We start from the raw sequence: 16,160 nt of genomic DNA on the forward strand, positions 1-16,160 counted from the left end.
ATCGAAAGGATGATATTGTTATGTTGGCTTTTCTACAAAAATTAGGTAAGTCGCTTATGCTTCCCGTTGCTACTATGCCAGCGGCAGCTATTCTTCAAGGGTTTGGATTGCTTGACTATGAAAAAGATTTGCATCTAGGATCCGCAGTCGGAGGGTTCCTGAACCAATATTTTGCTCCATTTCTAAACGCCGGTGCGGGTGCTATCTTCGGAAACCTTGCCTTGATCTTCGCTGTTGGGGTTGCCATTGGATTTGCCAAGGACGCAGTAGCAGCCTTGTCAGCAGTAATTGCATATATGGTACTGACTAAGATACTAGCTGTCGTACCACTTCAATTCTCCTTCATCAATGATGATGTAGTGTTGAATATGGGTGTGCTTGGAGGTATATTTGCCGGTGCTTGGGCAGCATTCCTATATAAGAGATATCACAGTATAAAGATGCCAGATTGGCTCGGGTTCTTTGCTGGTAAACGTTTTGTTCCAATTATTACCGCAGCGTCCACGATGGTTCTTGCCGTATTAATTGGGATGATTTGGAGTCCGATTCAAGACGTAATTAGTGATTTCGGAAACTGGGTTGTATCCCTGGGTGCAGTTGGAGCTTTCATCTTTGGTACAGCTAACCGCTTGTTGATTCCGATTGGACTTCACCACGTACTTAATACGATTGCTTGGTTCCAAATTGGTGACTTTACGAATGCAGCGGGTGAATTGGTACACGGTGACTTGTATCGCTTCTTTGCTGGAGACAAAACAGCTGGGATGTTTATGACAGGCTTCTTCCCAATCATGATGTTTGCGCTTCCAGGTGCAGCTCTTGCATTTATTCATACAGCTAAACCCGAAAAACGTAAAATGGTTGCTTCCATCTTTATCGGTTCTGCTATCGCTTCCTTCTTAACAGGGATCACAGAACCCCTTGAGTTCTCCTTTATGTTCTTGGCACCAGTATTGTACTTAGTGCATGCTTTACTTACTGGTTTCTCTATGGCGTTAATGTACATTCTAGATGTTAAGCTTGGTTTCGGCTTCTCCGCTGGTTTGATTGACTATTTGGTGAACATGAAGCTATCCACTAATGCATGGATTCTTATCCCTGTAGGTCTGTGCTTCTTCGTTCTGTACTATGTGTTGTTCCGCTTTATCATCACGAAGTTCAAGCTTAAGACCCCTGGTCGCGAAGATGATGATGATGCGCTTGTAGCACCAACTGGAGGTAATGGAACAGGTTCAGCTGTTTCTTCCAAAGCTGCTCAAATTCTTGAGCACATCGGAGGACCTTCAAACATCGAGAATATCGATGCTTGTATTACACGCCTTCGTCTGATCGTTAAAGACGAAAAAGCCGTTAAAGATTCCGCACTGAAACAACTCGGTGCTTCTGGTGTGATGAGACTTGGTCAAGGTGCTGTACAAATCGTATTTGGTCCGAAATCGGAGCAATACAAAGAGGAAATCGAGAAGTTACTATAACTTAACGTACTCCGTTTAAATTTATTAGCAAGGGCTAGTCCGCATACTAGCCCTTGCTTTTTTGTATACTTACAGGTATAAAGTGTTGCAATATACACAATACCTAGTATAATACTTGGTATAACCATACAAAGGAGTCGGTACATATGTCAGTCGACGATTATCTGGACCTTTTAAATTATGCCAAAGCAATTAACGATGGACAGTGGCAGGCTGACATCATAGAGAGCTTAAAGAATCTTAACGCAGTATCGGAAGACCCTCAGGTTCAAGAAGAAAGTGTGATAGAATTATGGTCACGGTTTGATTCCGTTAACATATTGATCATGAAGTTGTTTGAGAAGCTGCGTAAGAATGAAGAATCAGATGAAGTGTTACATTGGAAAGAACAACTGCTGGAGCTTAAGCTGGAGCGAAGTATTTTGTCCAAGAAGATTCTTAACCGATATATTCGAATTCGATAATTGGAATCAAAACAGATAGGTAAGACCAATAATGAAGACAGTTACCTTATTAATTGGGGGCTGTCTTTTTGTATGTTTTATAATGCATTATGATAATTATGAAGAATTCTGATACAAAAATGTACTGACAGTCGTCTTACTTATAGCTGCAGCTGATAAGGAGGATTTACACGATGGAAATTCCGGAATCTGAAATTTTTAAAACAATATTTTATGAACATTACCCTGTTGTCCGCCGTAAGCTTGCCGCTTTGGTACGTGATGAATCGGCGGCTGATGATTTAGCTCAAGAAGTTTTTCTGAGATTGTACCGTAATCCACCAGATGATCCAGCAGCGCTGGGTGCCTGGCTTCATAGAGTCCTAACTCGTATTGGATATGATTATTTGGACAAAAAAGCAAGGGAACGGCGACTGCAGAATAAACAAGAGCAGCTTTATGATGCTAGTGAATCTCCCCCTTCAGGTGAAGAAGTCATAATTAGTAAGCTAGATCAGGAAGATGTACACATCTGGCTGAATGAATTGCCTGAAAGAGACAGACAAGCGCTTCTTCTTCGCTACTCGGGGTACAGTTATGTGGAAATCGCGGGAGAGCTTGGAGTAAGGCCTCCAGTAGTAGGGACCCTGCTTCACCGAGCGACAGAGAAACTAAGACAAAATGCAACGAAGGCGATACCCCAGACGAAGTAGACTTCTTTTGAGGAGAAGTTAAGAAGTAATCTTTAAAATCAGGAGGTACAATAATGAATAACTATTCAGGAAAGCAAGATAAAGATAAGCAAAGTACAGACGAAGCCTGGGCCAAGCTACAGAGTAAGTTAGAGAATGAGCCTTATAATCCTCAATGGGCAAAATGGAGTCAAAATACGGAAGCCCAAGTTGAGGATTCTGTTAACTTAAATCAGCCAAAAAATCTAGAGAACCTTGAATCAGAGTCAACTCCAACGGTAGTACAGGACATACTTGTAACTACCCATGATAAGAAAGTACAACGTCCGCGTCGACTGCGTATGAACCGTCGTCGGAAGCTAGGAGTTGTAGCTGCGAGTGTAGCTGTTTTTGCAGTCATTCTCGCGACCCCAATTGGAAACACAGCAATGGCATCCATTCTGAATCAGTTCCGGATGGAACAGGTTACGGTTGTTCATGAGAGTGATCTGCGTAATATTTTTACACAGGTGGCTGAAGACGGTGAACTTAATCGATCAATTAATCAATTCGGTGAGTTTACAAACGCTAGCGGAGCTTACATTGGTGAGTTGCCTGCGGATCAACTGAAGGCTACCCTAGGCTATCCAGCGAAAACCGCTGCTTTAGTGGAAGGGCATAATTCAGTTACGGTGGGTGCTTCACAAGATATCACGCTTAATCTGAAAGTGGACGAAGTGAACAAAGCCCTGAAAAAAATTGGAGCAGAACATCTGCTGCCCGAATCGATTGACGGTAAACCAATTACACTTCATATCCCGGAATTTGTGAATTACAATCTCTCATCTGACGAAACGCACTGGGCAAGTCTGTCGCAGATGAATGCACCTGTACTTAACGTTGATCCTTCTATTAAAGTGGAAGAGGCTTTGGAAGCTGTAATGAATTTCCCACTGCTCCCAGATTACTTGAAGACTAGCTTAATGCAAAGCAGGGTCTTATCCGGAGAAATCCCAATGCCGTTAATCGCTGGTGAAAATACGGAGCAAATAACTGTGGGTGACACTTTAGTTATAGTTGACAATTATGAATACAGCCGCGGTCCTGTATATCAAGCTACGTGGATTCAGGATGGACAGCTATTCAATTTGTCAGGTGAGCTCTATTCGAGTAAAGAGAAGCTTATGACCAAGGTTCAGGAGCTGATTGAATCATGAGTACTGCAGCAATTGAAGCCAAGTCCCTAACTAAAGAATATGATAACGGACGCGGTTGTCGAAATGTAAGTATTACTGTAGGGAAAGGGGAAGCCTTTGGCTTCCTCGGCCCTAACGGTGCAGGTAAAAGCACCTTTGTAAAAATGCTTGTAGGTCTTATTCATCCATCAAGTGGCAGTGGAACTCTGTTCGGGCATAAGATTGGTTCGCTAGAAGCTAAATCACTAATCGGTTATTTACCCGAATTGTATCGTTATCAGGAATGGCTAACGGGTGAGGAGGTTGTGAGGCTGCATGCAAGACTATGCGGAATGCAACGGTCTGTAGCAGATAAGAGAATTCCACAACTTCTTGATGAGGTTGGAATTGGTAAGCGTGGACGTGACCGAGTGAAGCATTACTCTAAGGGAATGCAGCAAAGACTGGGTTTAGCTTGTGCACTTGTTAATGAGCCGGCTATCGTTTTTTTGGATGAGCCCTCATCGGCACTAGATCCAATCGGACGTCAGGAAGTCCGGCGTATATTACAGAATCTAAAAGAAAAAGGGGTTACGATATTTCTAAACTCTCATCTGTTAGAGGATGTTGAAGTACTTTGCGACCGAATGGCGCTACTTAATAACGGAGTTATTCTCCGGCATGGTAAAGTGTCCGAGGTGTTAAACAAGCGTATGAGCTGGCGATTTAAAGTAGGCGGCTTTGCGCCTATTTTATTGTCGTGGCTAAAAGATCAGACAGGCTTGCAGATCCGGGTGTCTTCCCATACCGAAGAATCCACAGACAGTAGTTGGGTTTGGTTGGAAGCGGAGCTGGAAAGTGAAGAGCAGGTGGGTTGGCTGAATACACTGATTATAGAACAAGGGATGACCTTATATGAAGTTTCACATCAGCAAGAACGTTTAGAAGAGTGGTTTATGAATGCTGTATCAGGACTAAGCCACAGAGGTGAACACGAATGAGAATTATAATGGGTATGACCTGGAAAGAACTGATGCGCAAAAGAGTAATGGTGCTGACATTAATTATGACCGTGGTCTTTCTTATTGGGTTTTGGTTTATTGCGGGTACGATCGGGCAAAGTTCTATGTCTCACGGATCGAGTTTTCCTAGCGGAGAAGAACTCCTGATTCGTTTTACAAATGGTTTATTTATTTTATCGTTTGGATTTTTCTTCGGAGCATTTGTAATTGCTTTTTTAGCTATTTTTAGTTCGTTTTCCGCCATTTCAGGTGAAGCAGAGCAGGGAGTGATGCAAGCCTTGCTTCCAAGACCAATTCCACGCTGGAAATGGTACGCAGGTCGCTGGCTTGGTTATGTAACACTAGGAATAGGTTATGCACTTATTTTATTTGTTTCTATATTGCTAATTACGCAAGCCCATACCGCAATTCCAAGAGATGGATTAGCGTTATTCAAATCATTTTTGCTCTTTTCTTCCATCGTACCGTTGCTAATAACTGTTTCTATGCTGGGTTCAGGATTCTTCTCAGCTCTTGGAAATGGAGTCTTTATGACGATGCTTTATGGAGCAGGATGGCTAGGAGGAATGATTGACAAGGTAAGTAGTTCTTTATTATCTAAGCCCGAAGCACTTAGCACTCTAAATAATATGACGGGTATAATGTCCTTACTTATGCCTGTAGATGGGTTACAGCGCAGAATGACTGCTGAACTGTTTAGTATTAACGAAATGAACGGGATGTTTAACGCTTCCAATAGTCTATTTGGGTTAGATAACTTCACCTCAGTCCCATCTAATACATTTATCGTCTATGCGATCTTCTATACACTAATCGCGTTCTTAATCGGATTGTATCGTTTTCAACGGAAAGATCTATAGCAGTTTAACAATATATCGAATAACTTAAAATGCCCTTTTTGTTGCCGGATTTACGGAACAAAAAGGGCTCTTCAAGTTAGTATAAGTCGGATTAATTTGTAACACCAAGCTCAATCCAGTCCGTAGACCAATTTCCAATTTCACCAAGTATAGGAGCCAACGCGGTTCCTTTTGGAGTAAGGGAGTACTCAATGCGTACTGGCATTTCTGGATATACAGTCCGCTCAATAATTCCTTCGATTTCCATTTCTTTTAATCGGTCAGATAACACTTTACCACTTAGATTGGACAGACAGCTTTCTATTTCGCCAAAACGACGTGGACCTGGCATAAGCACGAAAACGATCAGCGCGACCCAACGTTTACTTAGCAAGTCTACCGCTTTCTCAAAGCGAGGACACATGTTGAAATCATTCATAATATCACCTCGACATTCATTATATCATAAACTTACATAAAGTAATTATAAATATTTAAAGATATATTATAACTTGACGAAGTTATATTACAATGATAAACTTACTTACAAATAGTTACTTATATTTTAACTAATATTCGATCCTTATGTATAGCTATAGCTATACCAGATGAAATTGAGGAAGGTGTTACACATGACAAAACCAGATATTATTTCTATCCTACAAAATAAAATTACTCGGATTCCTTTAGAAAACAGTACAAATATATTGGTTGGACCGATTACTTTACCCGTGAATTTAGACGGAGAGACTGTTACTTTTAAATGGTACAACTGGCTGAACACTACGGATGCAGAGCTTCTTGGTGATAATAGTGAAGCAACAGCCGCTTTGATTTCAAAGTTACCATCCATGAGCCTCGCAGATGGTCAGCAATCCAGTGTTTTAGTATATGGTGATTTCGAAGGCTCAGATGAAGCATTGATTCGGATGCACAGCATTTGTCATACCGGCGATATTTTTGGCAGCAAACGTTGTGATTGTGGCTTCCAACTGCATCAGTCCATGAAAATGATCGTCGAACACGGTTCAGGTGCGTTATTCTATCTTGCTAACCATGAGGGTAGAGGCATTGGACTGTTTAGCAAATCTTTAGCGTATCTTTTACAAGAAGAAGGATACGATACAGTTGAGGCTAATTTAGAACTGGGTTTTTCTGATGATTCAAGAAATTATGAAGAAGCGATCAGCGTTCTACAACAGCTACGTCAAAAACCAGTCACGTTAATTACGAACAATCCGAAGAAACTGGAAGCTCTCAAGACTGCAGGTATGAATGCTGTGAAAAGAGTAGCGCTGTGGGGAGATGTATCTTCTTTTAACGAGAAATACTTACGCACCAAAGTGGCTCGTTCAGGACATTTAGAGGCAGTGAAAGAAGCGAATCCAATTGTAGGAAGACTGGCTAAGTAAAAATTGAGGTAGTGCTTTTGCACTTCTTCAATTATAATGGGTTACTGGAACCCAACTTTAAGCTTAGTGAGGTACAATATGACTGCTATTCAAGTACAAGACTTACGCAAAACATTCAAAGTACAAAAAAACCGCGAAGGTCTCAAAGGGGCCTTCGCTGATTTGTTTAAAAGGGAGTATACGGAAGTAACTGCTGTGAAGGATATTTCCTTCTCCATTCCCGAAGGTGAGATTTGTGGTTATATCGGCGAGAACGGTGCCGGGAAATCAACCACGATCAAAATGCTCACGGGCATTCTCGTACCCACTTCAGGAAATCTTACGGTGGGTGGTTATGTTCCTTATTTGGAGCGCGAGAAATTCGTGAAGAATATCGGTGTGGTGTTTGGGCAACGCAGCCAGCTATGGTGGGACATTGGGGTCATTGAATCCTTCCAGCTGCTGCGCAAGGTATACCGGGTATCTGAACAAGACTTCAAGAAACGGCTGGATGAATTAGTCGAACGATTGCAGTTGCAAGAACTACTGAATCGTCCTGTTCGTAAGCTCAGTCTCGGTCAGCGGATGCGTTGTGAATTAGTCGCAGCATTACTTCATAACCCTTCGATTGTATTTCTGGACGAGCCAACCATTGGTTTAGATATTGTGGTGAAGTCAGAGATCCGTGAATTCCTTAAAGATATGAACCGTGAGCATGGAACAACCATACTGTTGACTACACATGATCTGCAAGATATTGAAGCCCTTTGCTCGCGGGTGATCATGCTTGACGATGGTCGAATTATTTATGACGGCGGCCTAGAAGATCTGAAACAGCGCTGGGGAACCGGACGTGAAGTTCAATTTCAATTCGGAAATGCAACGAAACGGCAATTGCTTGAGCTTTGGACTGAAGGGATGCCGGTTACTTGGTCTGCAGACAACGATCTTGGAGCATCGGTTTGGATACCGCTGGATATTAATGTATCCGATGTTTTGGGACGGGTAGTAGGGAAAGCCGACATTACTGATATCAAAATCATTGAGACGAATACGGACGATATTGTTCGCAGTATTTATCAATCCGGGTCTGCGGATAAACCAGAGAAACAAGCTGCCGCTCTGAAGGATGAAAGAGAGGCTTTACATGTCTGATAAGCTTAATGCTTCAACAGCTATGTCCTCGTCCTCAGGAGGTTCACCTTCAGGTGGTCCTCCAGAGAATAGTCGTAGATTACTATTTGGGGCGTACTTAGATTTTATACGGATCCGGTTCCTTACCATGCTTGCTTATCGGATCAACTACTACTCAGGTATTCTTATCTATTCACTGAATATTGGGGTTAACTATTTCACGTGGATGGCCATCTATGGTAATGGGGATTCACTTGGTGGCTTTACCGCAACGCAAATGACGTCTTATGTCGCTGTTTCTTGGATGGCTCGTGCGTTTTATTTTAATAATCTAGATCGTGAGATCTCTACGGATATACGAGACGGAAGTATCGCTATCCAGTTTATAAGGCCTTATAACTATGTCTTAGTCAAAATGATGCAAGGACTCGGAGAGGGAATGTTCCGCTTTCTCTTGTTTATGATTCCGGGTATGGCTATAGCGATGTTGTTGTTCCCGGTTCAATTACCGACAGCACCATCTGCTTGGGCGGGGTTTCTTGTAATGCTCTTTTTCAGCTTTTTGATTAATTCACAGATCAATATTATTACTGGGCTCTCAGCTTTCTTTGTTGAGAATAATGAGGGCATGATGCGTATGAAGCGGGTAATTGTTGATCTGTTCTCTGGTCTGATCGTGCCGATCAGTCTGTTTCCTGACTGGCTATCTTCTATACTTAAGGTGCTGCCGTTTCAGGCGATTACTTACTTGCCGGGTTCTGTATTTACAGGACGGGTGCAAGGGGTTGGGATTTGGAATGTACTGGGGATACAGATCGTTTGGTTCCTGGCCTTACTGATTCCAATTGTCTGGTTATATCATGCGGCGCGGCAGCGTCTCTTCGTGCAGGGAGGTTGAGGAAACGTGTATTACCTTGGATTATTAATTGAATACATTAAGAACTATATGAAGTCCCGGCTCACCTATCGCGCCGATTTTTGGGTAGAGGTCATATCAGATTTGCTCTTTCAGGCTACAAACTTTATCTTTATACTAGTAATTTTTATGCATACGGATAGCCTTGGCGGCTGGAATCAGAACGAAGTAGTGTTCGTCTATGGGTTCTTTATGGTGCCTTTTGGGGTGTTTAGTTGTTTTGTGAATCTATGGGGATTTAGTGAGCGTTATATCGTCAAAGGTGAGATGGACCGTATTTTGACACGTCCGGCGCATAATCTGTTCCAGATCTTTTTGGAAAATGTTGATCCACCAGCACTAATGGGCTCATTCATAGGTATTATTATTATGGCCATCAGTGGTAGTAATCTGGGTCTTCCCTTTGAATGGTGGACGATACCGGCTCTGATCATTCTCACGTTAAGTGCCGTCGCCATCTATACTGGGATTTATACAACATTGACTTCATTGTCTTTCTATTCGGATGCTCCTACGGGTATTCTTCCGTTAATGTACAACATTCAGACTTATGGCCGTTATCCGGTAACGATTTACAATCGTGCTATTCAGGTACTTCTAACTTGGATTATCCCGTTTGCATTCGTCGGGGTATATCCAGCAGCGCTCTTCCTGCAGCGTGAAGAAATGACGAGCCTGGCGCTGATGACACCTGTTGTAGGTGCGATATTCCTTGGGATTGGTCTGTTAGCTTGGAGTTATGGGGTTAGAAGATATAAGGGCGCGGGATCTTAAGCTAAGCTATTGTCTTGTTAAGTTGGAAAGGCTACCTTCGGGTAGTCTTTTTTTTCACTCCTAATTCATCAATATGCTAAAATCATTAATAACTAGAATGGGGAGGAATCATAGATGAATGTGTTAGATATTTTACCAGCACCCGAAAACTTAAAAAAACTCATGAAAATACTTGCTTCTCTAAATATTGTCCTATGTTCAGAGGAATGGCTTCGCTATCATAGTTTTGATTCTAAATTTGATAAGAATGTTTCTCTAGCATCGATCGATAATGGCTCAGGTGATCATTTGTTTATTATTTTTGCACCTCAAGGAACGATAATTAAAGGTTTTGATCATGAATCCGAAGTAAGTCCATATGCGCGCGACGAACATGAAGTTTGGCCAGGAATCTATGAAGAAGTCCCCACCTCACTATTGTCTATTCTTGAAGAAGAGGCGATAGCTAAGGATGATGTTACTTTTTGTTTTTGGCGTGAAAATAATGACTTGACGTGGAAAAAGGGGAAGGTAGAGATTCCAGCGGGGACAGAAGATGGTTCGGACTTTTTGCTAGGGACTATTTTCCGCACTGCTGAGGATTTTGTGGAATTTGCCGAAGGTTATTTTGAACTCATACTCCCCTTAGAGGTTGTTGCACAAGTTTATGAGGGTGCAGCTATTACGAAAGAGATGATTAAAGCGTTAAATCCTGATGGTGATATTGAGAAAATCCTTCAGGAATTAGCAGAGCTAGACTCTTAGGTAATTATCGATTTGAAAACAGAGAGGGATGCGAAATAAATGAAGGGCTGCCGATAGGCAGTCCTTTATTTATTGATCGGAAGTATTTCTTAATGAGGAGCGAAAATAGGAAATAAAAACAGAATACTTTCTCTTTATCAAAGTTTTATTTACATATATCATTTTACTAAAGATACAAGTGAGAGGGATAAAACTTTACATAATTCAAGCGATCTTAATAACTCTCAAATCAATTTCGTGAGTGTGAGTTAGGTTCCAGAGTAGAGTATTTGGAGTGGAAGTATTAAAATATTGTTTTTCAAAGGGGGGGCAGTTTGTTATATGTTTGGAATTATGGCTATTTCCGGCCTGTCTTTTCTTCTAGTGGCGTTATTTACGCCGTTGTTGATCTGGACACTGCACAGGCTGAGGCTAACGCAGCCAATTCGCTCCGAGTTACCAGCGGATCATCAGGCCAAACGTGGTACACCGCTTATGGCAGGGTTGGTCCTGCTTATCGGGATAGCGATCTCGTTACAGTTTCATCCCGGACCTCTAATGTTACTCTTATGCGTCACGTTTTTGTTGTTCAGCTCGGTCGGATTTCTGGATGATTTCAAAAAGGCTTTTTGGCAAAATCCGTCCGGCATCACCGGTCGCTCAAAGCTAGTGCTTCAATTTATTTTTACTGGAATCATTTTGTATGTGTTGTTCCAATCGTTCGGTCTGACGAGCGATATTGTGTTATTTCAAGGACACTATCTGCAACTGCCTTTGTACCTTTATGTCGGAATCATTTTGCTGTTTGTAGTGGGCTCCGCAAATGCCATCAATTTTACGGACGGTCTTGATGGGCTACTGATCAATGTAGCCATTCCAACGTATTTTTTCTTTTTTATGATTTCGGACAAACCTGAAGTGCAGACATTTTCCCTTGTCATGATCGGCTGTCTGCTTGGGCTTTTCCTTTATAATATTTATCCGGCAAGAGCTTTTATGGGCGATACAGGATCACTGGCGATCGGTGGCTCCCTTTCCATTTTAGCTGTCATTGAGAAGGTCGAGCTTTTGATTCCGATTTTGTTTTTCGTCTATTTTGCGGAGCAGTTATCGGTCATGTTACAAGTTTGGTACTATAAACGGAATAAGCTGCGGCTGTTCCGGATGGCTCCGATCCATTACCATTTCAGCTTAAAATATGGATGGAGCGAAAACAAAATCGTGATGATTTTCGGTTTCATTTCGTGGGTATCCGTACTGATTTGCTGGTTAATTTGGAAATATCTCATGCACTAAATAAATTTTACATTTACAAATCTATAAAAGTAGATATAATGAAATGCATGGAACCTTTAGTGATATTTAAAGCTTTGTCTAACGAGACACGTAGTCAAATTATGATGTGGTTAAAAACTCCGGAGGAATTCTTTGATGAGAAGCCTTATTTACAACAAGGCCTAAGTTTTCGAACTGGAATATGCGTGGGAGATATTCAAGCTAAAGCGGGACTTGCACAGTCTGTTATCTCGAGTTATTTGTTGACAATGCAAAAAGCTGGTTTGTTGGAATCAGAGCGAATTGGGAAGTGGACGTACTATCGTCGGAACGAGAAGACAATTCAGGAATTTTCCGAGTATATTAAACAGAAACTATAAATGAGAGGAGGGAAGACTTTTTTTTGATAATACATATCTACAAATCTATATATGTAAATATAAAATGGAGGATTATTTTAAAAATGAAAAAGATTAACCCGTTGCTTATCATTATTCTGGCTTTAGGTGTATTTGGTATTATCACTACGGAAATGGGGATTATAGGTGTTCTACCGCAGATAACTCAAAAATTTAATATATCGACTTCACAGACTGGATGGCTTGTAAGTATATTTGCTTTAGTCGTTGCCATTTCTGGTCCATTTCTAACATTACTGGCTTCTGGTATCAATCGTAAAGTTATTCTATTAACGGCTGTACTTATTTTTGCAATTTCAAATGTTGTGTACGCTTATACAACTATGTTTGAAGTAATGTTGATTTTTCGTATTATCCCTGCTATTTTTCATCCTGTCTTTTTTTCAGTTGCTCTTGTGACCGCTGCTCAACTTGTCCCACCAGAAAAGAGTACTAAAGCAGTTACAAAGGTTTTCGCCGGAATCACAGTCGGGTTTGCTTTTGGTGTGCCTTTGACTTCTTATCTTGCAGACAAAATATCATTAGAAGTTGCTTTCCTGTTTGGTGCTGTTGTAAGTATAATTGCCTTTTTAGGGATACTCGCTTGGCTTCCTTCCATGCCTGTTAAAGAAAAAATGTCTTATGGCAAGCAGCTTGGTATACTACGCAAACCTCTATTATGGTTAAATATTGTGACTGTTATTTTTATCTTTGCAGCTATGTTTTCTGTATATAGTTACTTCGCTGAGTATCTTGGACAAGTAACACAGATGAATGGATCATGGATTAGTATCATGTTGATGGCCTTTGGTATAGTCATGATTTTTGGGAATTTTTTATTTGGGGGCCTTTTGCATAAAAGCATTTCAAAGACCGTCATCATGTTTCCTCTGCTATATGCGGTAACTTACCTCTTCGTTTATTATCTAGGATCTTATTTCATTCCGATGGTTATTATCATAATCATTTGGGGGGCAGTGCATTCCGGCGGACTCATTGTCAGTCAAGCATGGTTAACGACCGAGGCAAAAGAAGCTCCCGAATTCGGTAACAGCTTGTTTATTTCATTCTCCAATCTTGGAATTACGATAGGGACTGCTATCGGTGGTTGGTTTATTTCTCATGCAGGAATACATCAGCTCATCTGGATCGGAATTATGTTTTCCCTGCTTGCTTTCTTATCGATCATAATCAAAATAAAAATTTCCAACTTAAACGTAGCAGAAGCTAAGCTGGGTGATTAACGGAGATTATGAATTTATTAAAACGGTGACAGCCATGTATCTTATTTTTCTGGTACATAGCTGTCGTTGTTTTCTATATTAAATATTACAAACTTGTGTTTTTTACTATTTTGATTTATTTTAATTAGACCCCATGAAGCTATTACATATGTATAAGAAAGAGGTTTAACCATGAGTAAAACGTATCTATTAAAAATCTGCTTAGCCATCACCCTCATACTCGGAACAGCTACCGCTTGCACTTTCGCCGAGCAGTCTACTTCAGATCAAGCTCCATCTATAACAACAAGTCCTAGTCCTAAATCTGATGCTACGGCAAAGAATACACAAGAGGATAACAGACGTTTATTAGATGCTAAGGTAACACGGGTAGTTGATGGTGACACCATGAAGCTGACTATCGACGGTAAAAAAGAAACAGTACGCTTGCTACTAGTCGATACCCCTGAATCCGTTAATCCGAACATTCCTGAGCCACAGCCATTTTCGATAGAAGCCTCTGATTATGCCAAAAAGATGCTTACTAATAAAGATGTGCAAATTGAACTAGATGTATCAGAACGAGATAAATATGGTCGTCTACTCTGTTATCTCTATATCGATGGCAAAATGTTTAATGAGCTTCTGCTAGAGCAGGGTTATGCACGTGTGGCATATGTATTTGCACCTAATACGAAATACGTAGATCAATTTAGAGCTATACAGGATAAAGCAAGAGAGCAGGGAATCGGCATCTGGAGTATTGAAAATTACGCGCAAAACAATGGTTTTCATGTTCCAAAAACGAAATGATTATCTAGTAATCAGGATTTATAGAGCTACCATGAGGTAGCTTTTTTATTTGCTTTCGAATGTTATAAATGTAATATTGTGGTATGATTCCTGTGATTATATTTGGGGATGAACAAAAAAACAAGCCATTAAGGAAAAGGATGCTGTGTAATGAGCAATTATATTATGGAGCTAAGAAAACTAGTAGGTACCAGGCCGCTTATTATGGCAGGAGCCTGTGTTTTGTTGTGTAGCGAGCAGCAATTACTATTACAACGTAGAATGGACAACGGTTGCTGGGGGTTGCCAGGTGGCTCGATGGAGCTTGGGGAGACTTTGGAAGAGGTTGCTAAAAGGGAACTTTTTGAGGAGACAGGTTTACAAGCCAGAGGACTTGAATTGTTCGACATGTTTTCTGGACAAGAGCTTTATTACAAATATCCAAACGGTGATGAAGTATATAATGTTGTAGCCGCTTATCTATGTACAGAATTTGACGGTGCGCTTAAAGAAGATGGAATTGAAGTGCAAGAAGTCCGTTTTTTTAATTATGGAGAATTGCCTAGCGAGTTATCACCTCCTGATGTTCCAGTCATTAAGAGATTTATGGATCATTTTATGAAGTAAGACCACATCTCACTTAAAGTGTCACCTTTCCCAGGGAACCATAATACGATGAAATATGAACCATGACATTAGCCCGGAAAGGTGTGCGATTATGAACGGAACAATCCTCAATTTCTTTGCTGGCGGGAATACGGCTCACGGTTTTTACAGCCTCTATGAGTCGTCATTGCAAAGTTTAACGCGTCTATATGTTTTAAAAGGAGGCCCAGGTACGGGGCAGACCAAACTGATTAGAGAAATTGGAGAGCAGTTGAATCAACAAGGTTATGAGATCTGGTTCATCCACACTGCATCAGATAACGATTCATTCGACGGTGTGATTATTCCCAAATTAAATATAGGAATTGTGGATGGAACAGCTCCGCGAGTAATAAACCCTGAACTGCCTGAAGAGTCCATCGTATTTGTAGATTTGGAGCAGGCCGCTGATCAGTTCCAGTTGTGCCAGCAGAAGTTGGAAATCGATAATTTAGTCGGAGCCATTAAACAAGAACATGAATTGGCTTATGCTGGCTTTGCTAAAGCTCTTCGCATTCATGACGAATGGGAAGCAATTTATATCGCGAAAATGGATTTTCAAGCAGCCGACGAACTGACACAGGAGTATATTAAGCTTCTGTATGGTGATCAGAAATCTGAAAAATCCAGCCGGGTAGATCATCGTTTTTTAGGTGCGGCGACGCCTAAGGGGGCCGTGGATTTTGTTCCTAATCTAACCTCAGGACTAAAAAGATATTTGGTTAAAGGACGTGCGGGCTCCGGAAAATCTACACTTTTGAAGAAAATAGCGGCTGAAGGCATCAAACGTGGTTTCGATGTTGAAATTTACCACTGTGGCTTCGATCCAAATAGCCTTGATATGATTATCGTGCGTGAGCTTGGATTTGCTATTTTTGATAGTACGGCTCCACATGAGTACTACCCTGATCGGGCAACCGACGAGATCGTCGATATGTATTCCCGCTGTATACTGCCTGGTACAGATGAAGAATATTCCGAAGCTATAGCCGGCATTAAAGAGCGATATTCGAGTACCATGAAACAATCCACACAACATCTTACAGACGCAAAAGTATTCCTAGTTGCATTAAAGCAAATCTATACTTCTACCCTGAATTTTGATCGAGTAGACCAGATTAAATCGCAGATTTTAGAGGAAATCAACGAGATTGTTGAAAGTCCACTGGAGGTTTAAACCTACATTTAAGATCGCTCTCTAGAGGGTGGTCTTTTTTTGTGAGAAAAGAAATTGGTATGGTACATACGCACCAATGTGGTTATT

18 protein-coding genes are annotated in these 16,160 nt (G+C 41.1%); 17 read left to right on the forward strand and 1 reads right to left on the reverse strand.

What is annotated here, in order from left to right:
• Positions 1-20: 20 nt before the first annotated feature.
• From nagE to MKX41_RS06480, 6 genes are all read left to right on the forward strand, one after another.
• Positions 21-1,475, forward strand: a complete 1,455-nt coding sequence (gene nagE, locus MKX41_RS06455; RefSeq protein ID WP_340969175.1) for an N-acetylglucosamine-specific PTS transporter subunit IIBC — start codon at positions 21-23, stop codon at positions 1,473-1,475.
• Positions 1,476-1,621: 146 nt separating this feature from the next.
• The gene (locus tag MKX41_RS06460) at positions 1,622-1,939 is read left to right on the forward strand and encodes a hypothetical protein (protein ID WP_340969176.1); all 318 of its coding nucleotides are present in this window, start codon (positions 1,622-1,624) and stop codon (positions 1,937-1,939) included.
• Between the two features lie 173 nt (positions 1,940-2,112).
• Positions 2,113-2,631: a sigma-70 family RNA polymerase sigma factor gene (locus MKX41_RS06465; protein WP_076286416.1), complete on the forward strand. Its 519-nt coding sequence runs from the start codon at positions 2,113-2,115 to the stop codon at positions 2,629-2,631.
• A 53-nt stretch (positions 2,632-2,684) separates the two neighbouring features.
• Positions 2,685-3,806, forward strand: a complete 1,122-nt coding sequence (locus MKX41_RS06470) for a hypothetical protein (protein WP_340969178.1) — start codon at positions 2,685-2,687, stop codon at positions 3,804-3,806.
• Positions 3,803-4,765 carry an ABC transporter ATP-binding protein gene (locus tag MKX41_RS06475; protein ID WP_340969179.1) on the forward strand — a complete coding sequence of 321 codons (963 nt, stop codon included), beginning with the start codon at positions 3,803-3,805 and terminating at the stop codon, positions 4,763-4,765. The genes MKX41_RS06470 and MKX41_RS06475 overlap by 4 nt, the downstream gene beginning before the upstream one ends.
• Positions 4,762-5,646, forward strand: a complete 885-nt coding sequence (locus tag MKX41_RS06480) for an ABC transporter permease subunit (RefSeq protein ID WP_076298894.1) — start codon at positions 4,762-4,764, stop codon at positions 5,644-5,646. The genes MKX41_RS06475 and MKX41_RS06480 overlap by 4 nt, the downstream gene beginning before the upstream one ends.
• A 91-nt stretch (positions 5,647-5,737) precedes the next feature.
• Here the strand turns inward: MKX41_RS06480 and MKX41_RS06485 are convergent, their stop codons facing one another.
• Positions 5,738-6,064: a winged helix-turn-helix transcriptional regulator gene (locus MKX41_RS06485; protein WP_042127276.1), complete on the reverse strand. Its 327-nt coding sequence runs from the start codon at positions 6,062-6,064 to the stop codon at positions 5,738-5,740.
• Positions 6,065-6,257: 193 nt separating this feature from the next.
• Between MKX41_RS06485 and MKX41_RS06490 the strand changes: the two genes are divergently transcribed.
• The 11 genes from MKX41_RS06490 (at position 6,258) to MKX41_RS06540 (ending at position 16,073) form a co-directional block, all read left to right on the forward strand.
• The gene (locus tag MKX41_RS06490) at positions 6,258-7,037 is read left to right on the forward strand and encodes a GTP cyclohydrolase II (RefSeq protein ID WP_076298895.1); all 780 of its coding nucleotides are present in this window, start codon (positions 6,258-6,260) and stop codon (positions 7,035-7,037) included.
• 78 nt (positions 7,038-7,115) lie between these two features.
• Entirely contained in the window at positions 7,116-8,171 is a 1,056-nt protein-coding gene (locus MKX41_RS06495; RefSeq protein ID WP_042187774.1) for an ABC transporter ATP-binding protein, read from the forward strand.
• 127 nt (positions 8,172-8,298) lie between these two features.
• Positions 8,299-9,048 carry an ABC transporter permease gene (locus MKX41_RS06500; protein ID WP_042193809.1) on the forward strand — a complete coding sequence of 250 codons (750 nt, stop codon included), beginning with the start codon at positions 8,299-8,301 and terminating at the stop codon, positions 9,046-9,048.
• A gap of 48 nt (positions 9,049-9,096) precedes the next feature.
• A complete protein-coding gene (locus MKX41_RS06505) occupies positions 9,097-9,840 on the forward strand; it encodes an ABC transporter permease (protein ID WP_179085851.1) in 744 nt (247 codons plus the stop codon).
• Between the two features lie 114 nt (positions 9,841-9,954).
• Positions 9,955-10,584, forward strand: a complete 630-nt coding sequence (locus MKX41_RS06510; RefSeq protein WP_340969180.1) for a hypothetical protein — start codon at positions 9,955-9,957, stop codon at positions 10,582-10,584.
• 321 nt (positions 10,585-10,905) lie between these two features.
• The gene (mraY, locus tag MKX41_RS06515) at positions 10,906-11,859 is read left to right on the forward strand and encodes a phospho-N-acetylmuramoyl-pentapeptide-transferase (protein WP_340969181.1); all 954 of its coding nucleotides are present in this window, start codon (positions 10,906-10,908) and stop codon (positions 11,857-11,859) included.
• Between the two features lie 47 nt (positions 11,860-11,906).
• On the forward strand, positions 11,907-12,218 hold the full coding sequence (locus tag MKX41_RS06520) for an ArsR/SmtB family transcription factor (protein WP_060624147.1): 312 nt from the start codon (positions 11,907-11,909) through the stop codon (positions 12,216-12,218).
• Between the two features lie 83 nt (positions 12,219-12,301).
• Positions 12,302-13,480: an MFS transporter gene (locus MKX41_RS06525; RefSeq protein ID WP_340969183.1), complete on the forward strand. Its 1,179-nt coding sequence runs from the start codon at positions 12,302-12,304 to the stop codon at positions 13,478-13,480.
• Between the two features lie 171 nt (positions 13,481-13,651).
• Positions 13,652-14,272, forward strand: a complete 621-nt coding sequence (locus MKX41_RS06530) for a thermonuclease family protein (RefSeq protein ID WP_339270949.1) — start codon at positions 13,652-13,654, stop codon at positions 14,270-14,272.
• A 150-nt stretch (positions 14,273-14,422) separates the two neighbouring features.
• Positions 14,423-14,878, forward strand: coding sequence for an NUDIX hydrolase (locus MKX41_RS06535; RefSeq protein ID WP_076298900.1), 456 nt, complete (start codon positions 14,423-14,425; stop codon positions 14,876-14,878).
• Between the two features lie 91 nt (positions 14,879-14,969).
• Positions 14,970-16,073 (forward strand): PRK06851 family protein, encoded by a 1,104-nt coding sequence (locus MKX41_RS06540; protein WP_339803408.1) that lies wholly within the window; start codon positions 14,970-14,972, stop codon positions 16,071-16,073.
• The last annotated feature ends 87 nt before the right edge of the window (positions 16,074-16,160 follow it).

This window comes from Paenibacillus sp. FSL R5-0475, assembly GCF_038004585.1.
Taxonomy (GTDB): domain Bacteria; phylum Bacillota; class Bacilli; order Paenibacillales; family Paenibacillaceae; genus Paenibacillus_AQ.

Coding starts and splice junctions, on each gene's coding strand:
- MKX41_RS06540 (WP_339803408.1), top strand. CDS start 14,970: ATGAACGGAACAATCCTCAATTTCTTTGCTGGCGGGAATACGGCTCAC.
- nagE (WP_340969175.1), top strand. CDS start 21: ATGTTGGCTTTTCTACAAAAATTAGGTAAGTCGCTTATGCTTCCCGTT.
- MKX41_RS06510 (WP_340969180.1), top strand. CDS start 9,955: ATGAATGTGTTAGATATTTTACCAGCACCCGAAAACTTAAAAAAACTC.
- MKX41_RS06480 (WP_076298894.1), top strand. CDS start 4,762: ATGAGAATTATAATGGGTATGACCTGGAAAGAACTGATGCGCAAAAGA.
- MKX41_RS06520 (WP_060624147.1), top strand. CDS start 11,907: ATGGAACCTTTAGTGATATTTAAAGCTTTGTCTAACGAGACACGTAGT.
- MKX41_RS06460 (WP_340969176.1), top strand. CDS start 1,622: ATGTCAGTCGACGATTATCTGGACCTTTTAAATTATGCCAAAGCAATT.
- MKX41_RS06490 (WP_076298895.1), top strand. CDS start 6,258: ATGACAAAACCAGATATTATTTCTATCCTACAAAATAAAATTACTCGG.
- MKX41_RS06485 (WP_042127276.1), bottom strand. CDS start 6,064: ATGAATGATTTCAACATGTGTCCTCGCTTTGAGAAAGCGGTAGACTTG.
- MKX41_RS06495 (WP_042187774.1), top strand. CDS start 7,116: ATGACTGCTATTCAAGTACAAGACTTACGCAAAACATTCAAAGTACAA.
- MKX41_RS06475 (WP_340969179.1), top strand. CDS start 3,803: ATGAGTACTGCAGCAATTGAAGCCAAGTCCCTAACTAAAGAATATGAT.
- MKX41_RS06470 (WP_340969178.1), top strand. CDS start 2,685: ATGAATAACTATTCAGGAAAGCAAGATAAAGATAAGCAAAGTACAGAC.
- MKX41_RS06530 (WP_339270949.1), top strand. CDS start 13,652: ATGAGTAAAACGTATCTATTAAAAATCTGCTTAGCCATCACCCTCATA.
- MKX41_RS06535 (WP_076298900.1), top strand. CDS start 14,423: ATGAGCAATTATATTATGGAGCTAAGAAAACTAGTAGGTACCAGGCCG.
- MKX41_RS06465 (WP_076286416.1), top strand. CDS start 2,113: ATGGAAATTCCGGAATCTGAAATTTTTAAAACAATATTTTATGAACAT.
- mraY (WP_340969181.1), top strand. CDS start 10,906: ATGTTTGGAATTATGGCTATTTCCGGCCTGTCTTTTCTTCTAGTGGCG.
- MKX41_RS06525 (WP_340969183.1), top strand. CDS start 12,302: ATGAAAAAGATTAACCCGTTGCTTATCATTATTCTGGCTTTAGGTGTA.
- MKX41_RS06500 (WP_042193809.1), top strand. CDS start 8,299: ATGCTTGCTTATCGGATCAACTACTACTCAGGTATTCTTATCTATTCA.
- MKX41_RS06505 (WP_179085851.1), top strand. CDS start 9,097: ATGAAGTCCCGGCTCACCTATCGCGCCGATTTTTGGGTAGAGGTCATA.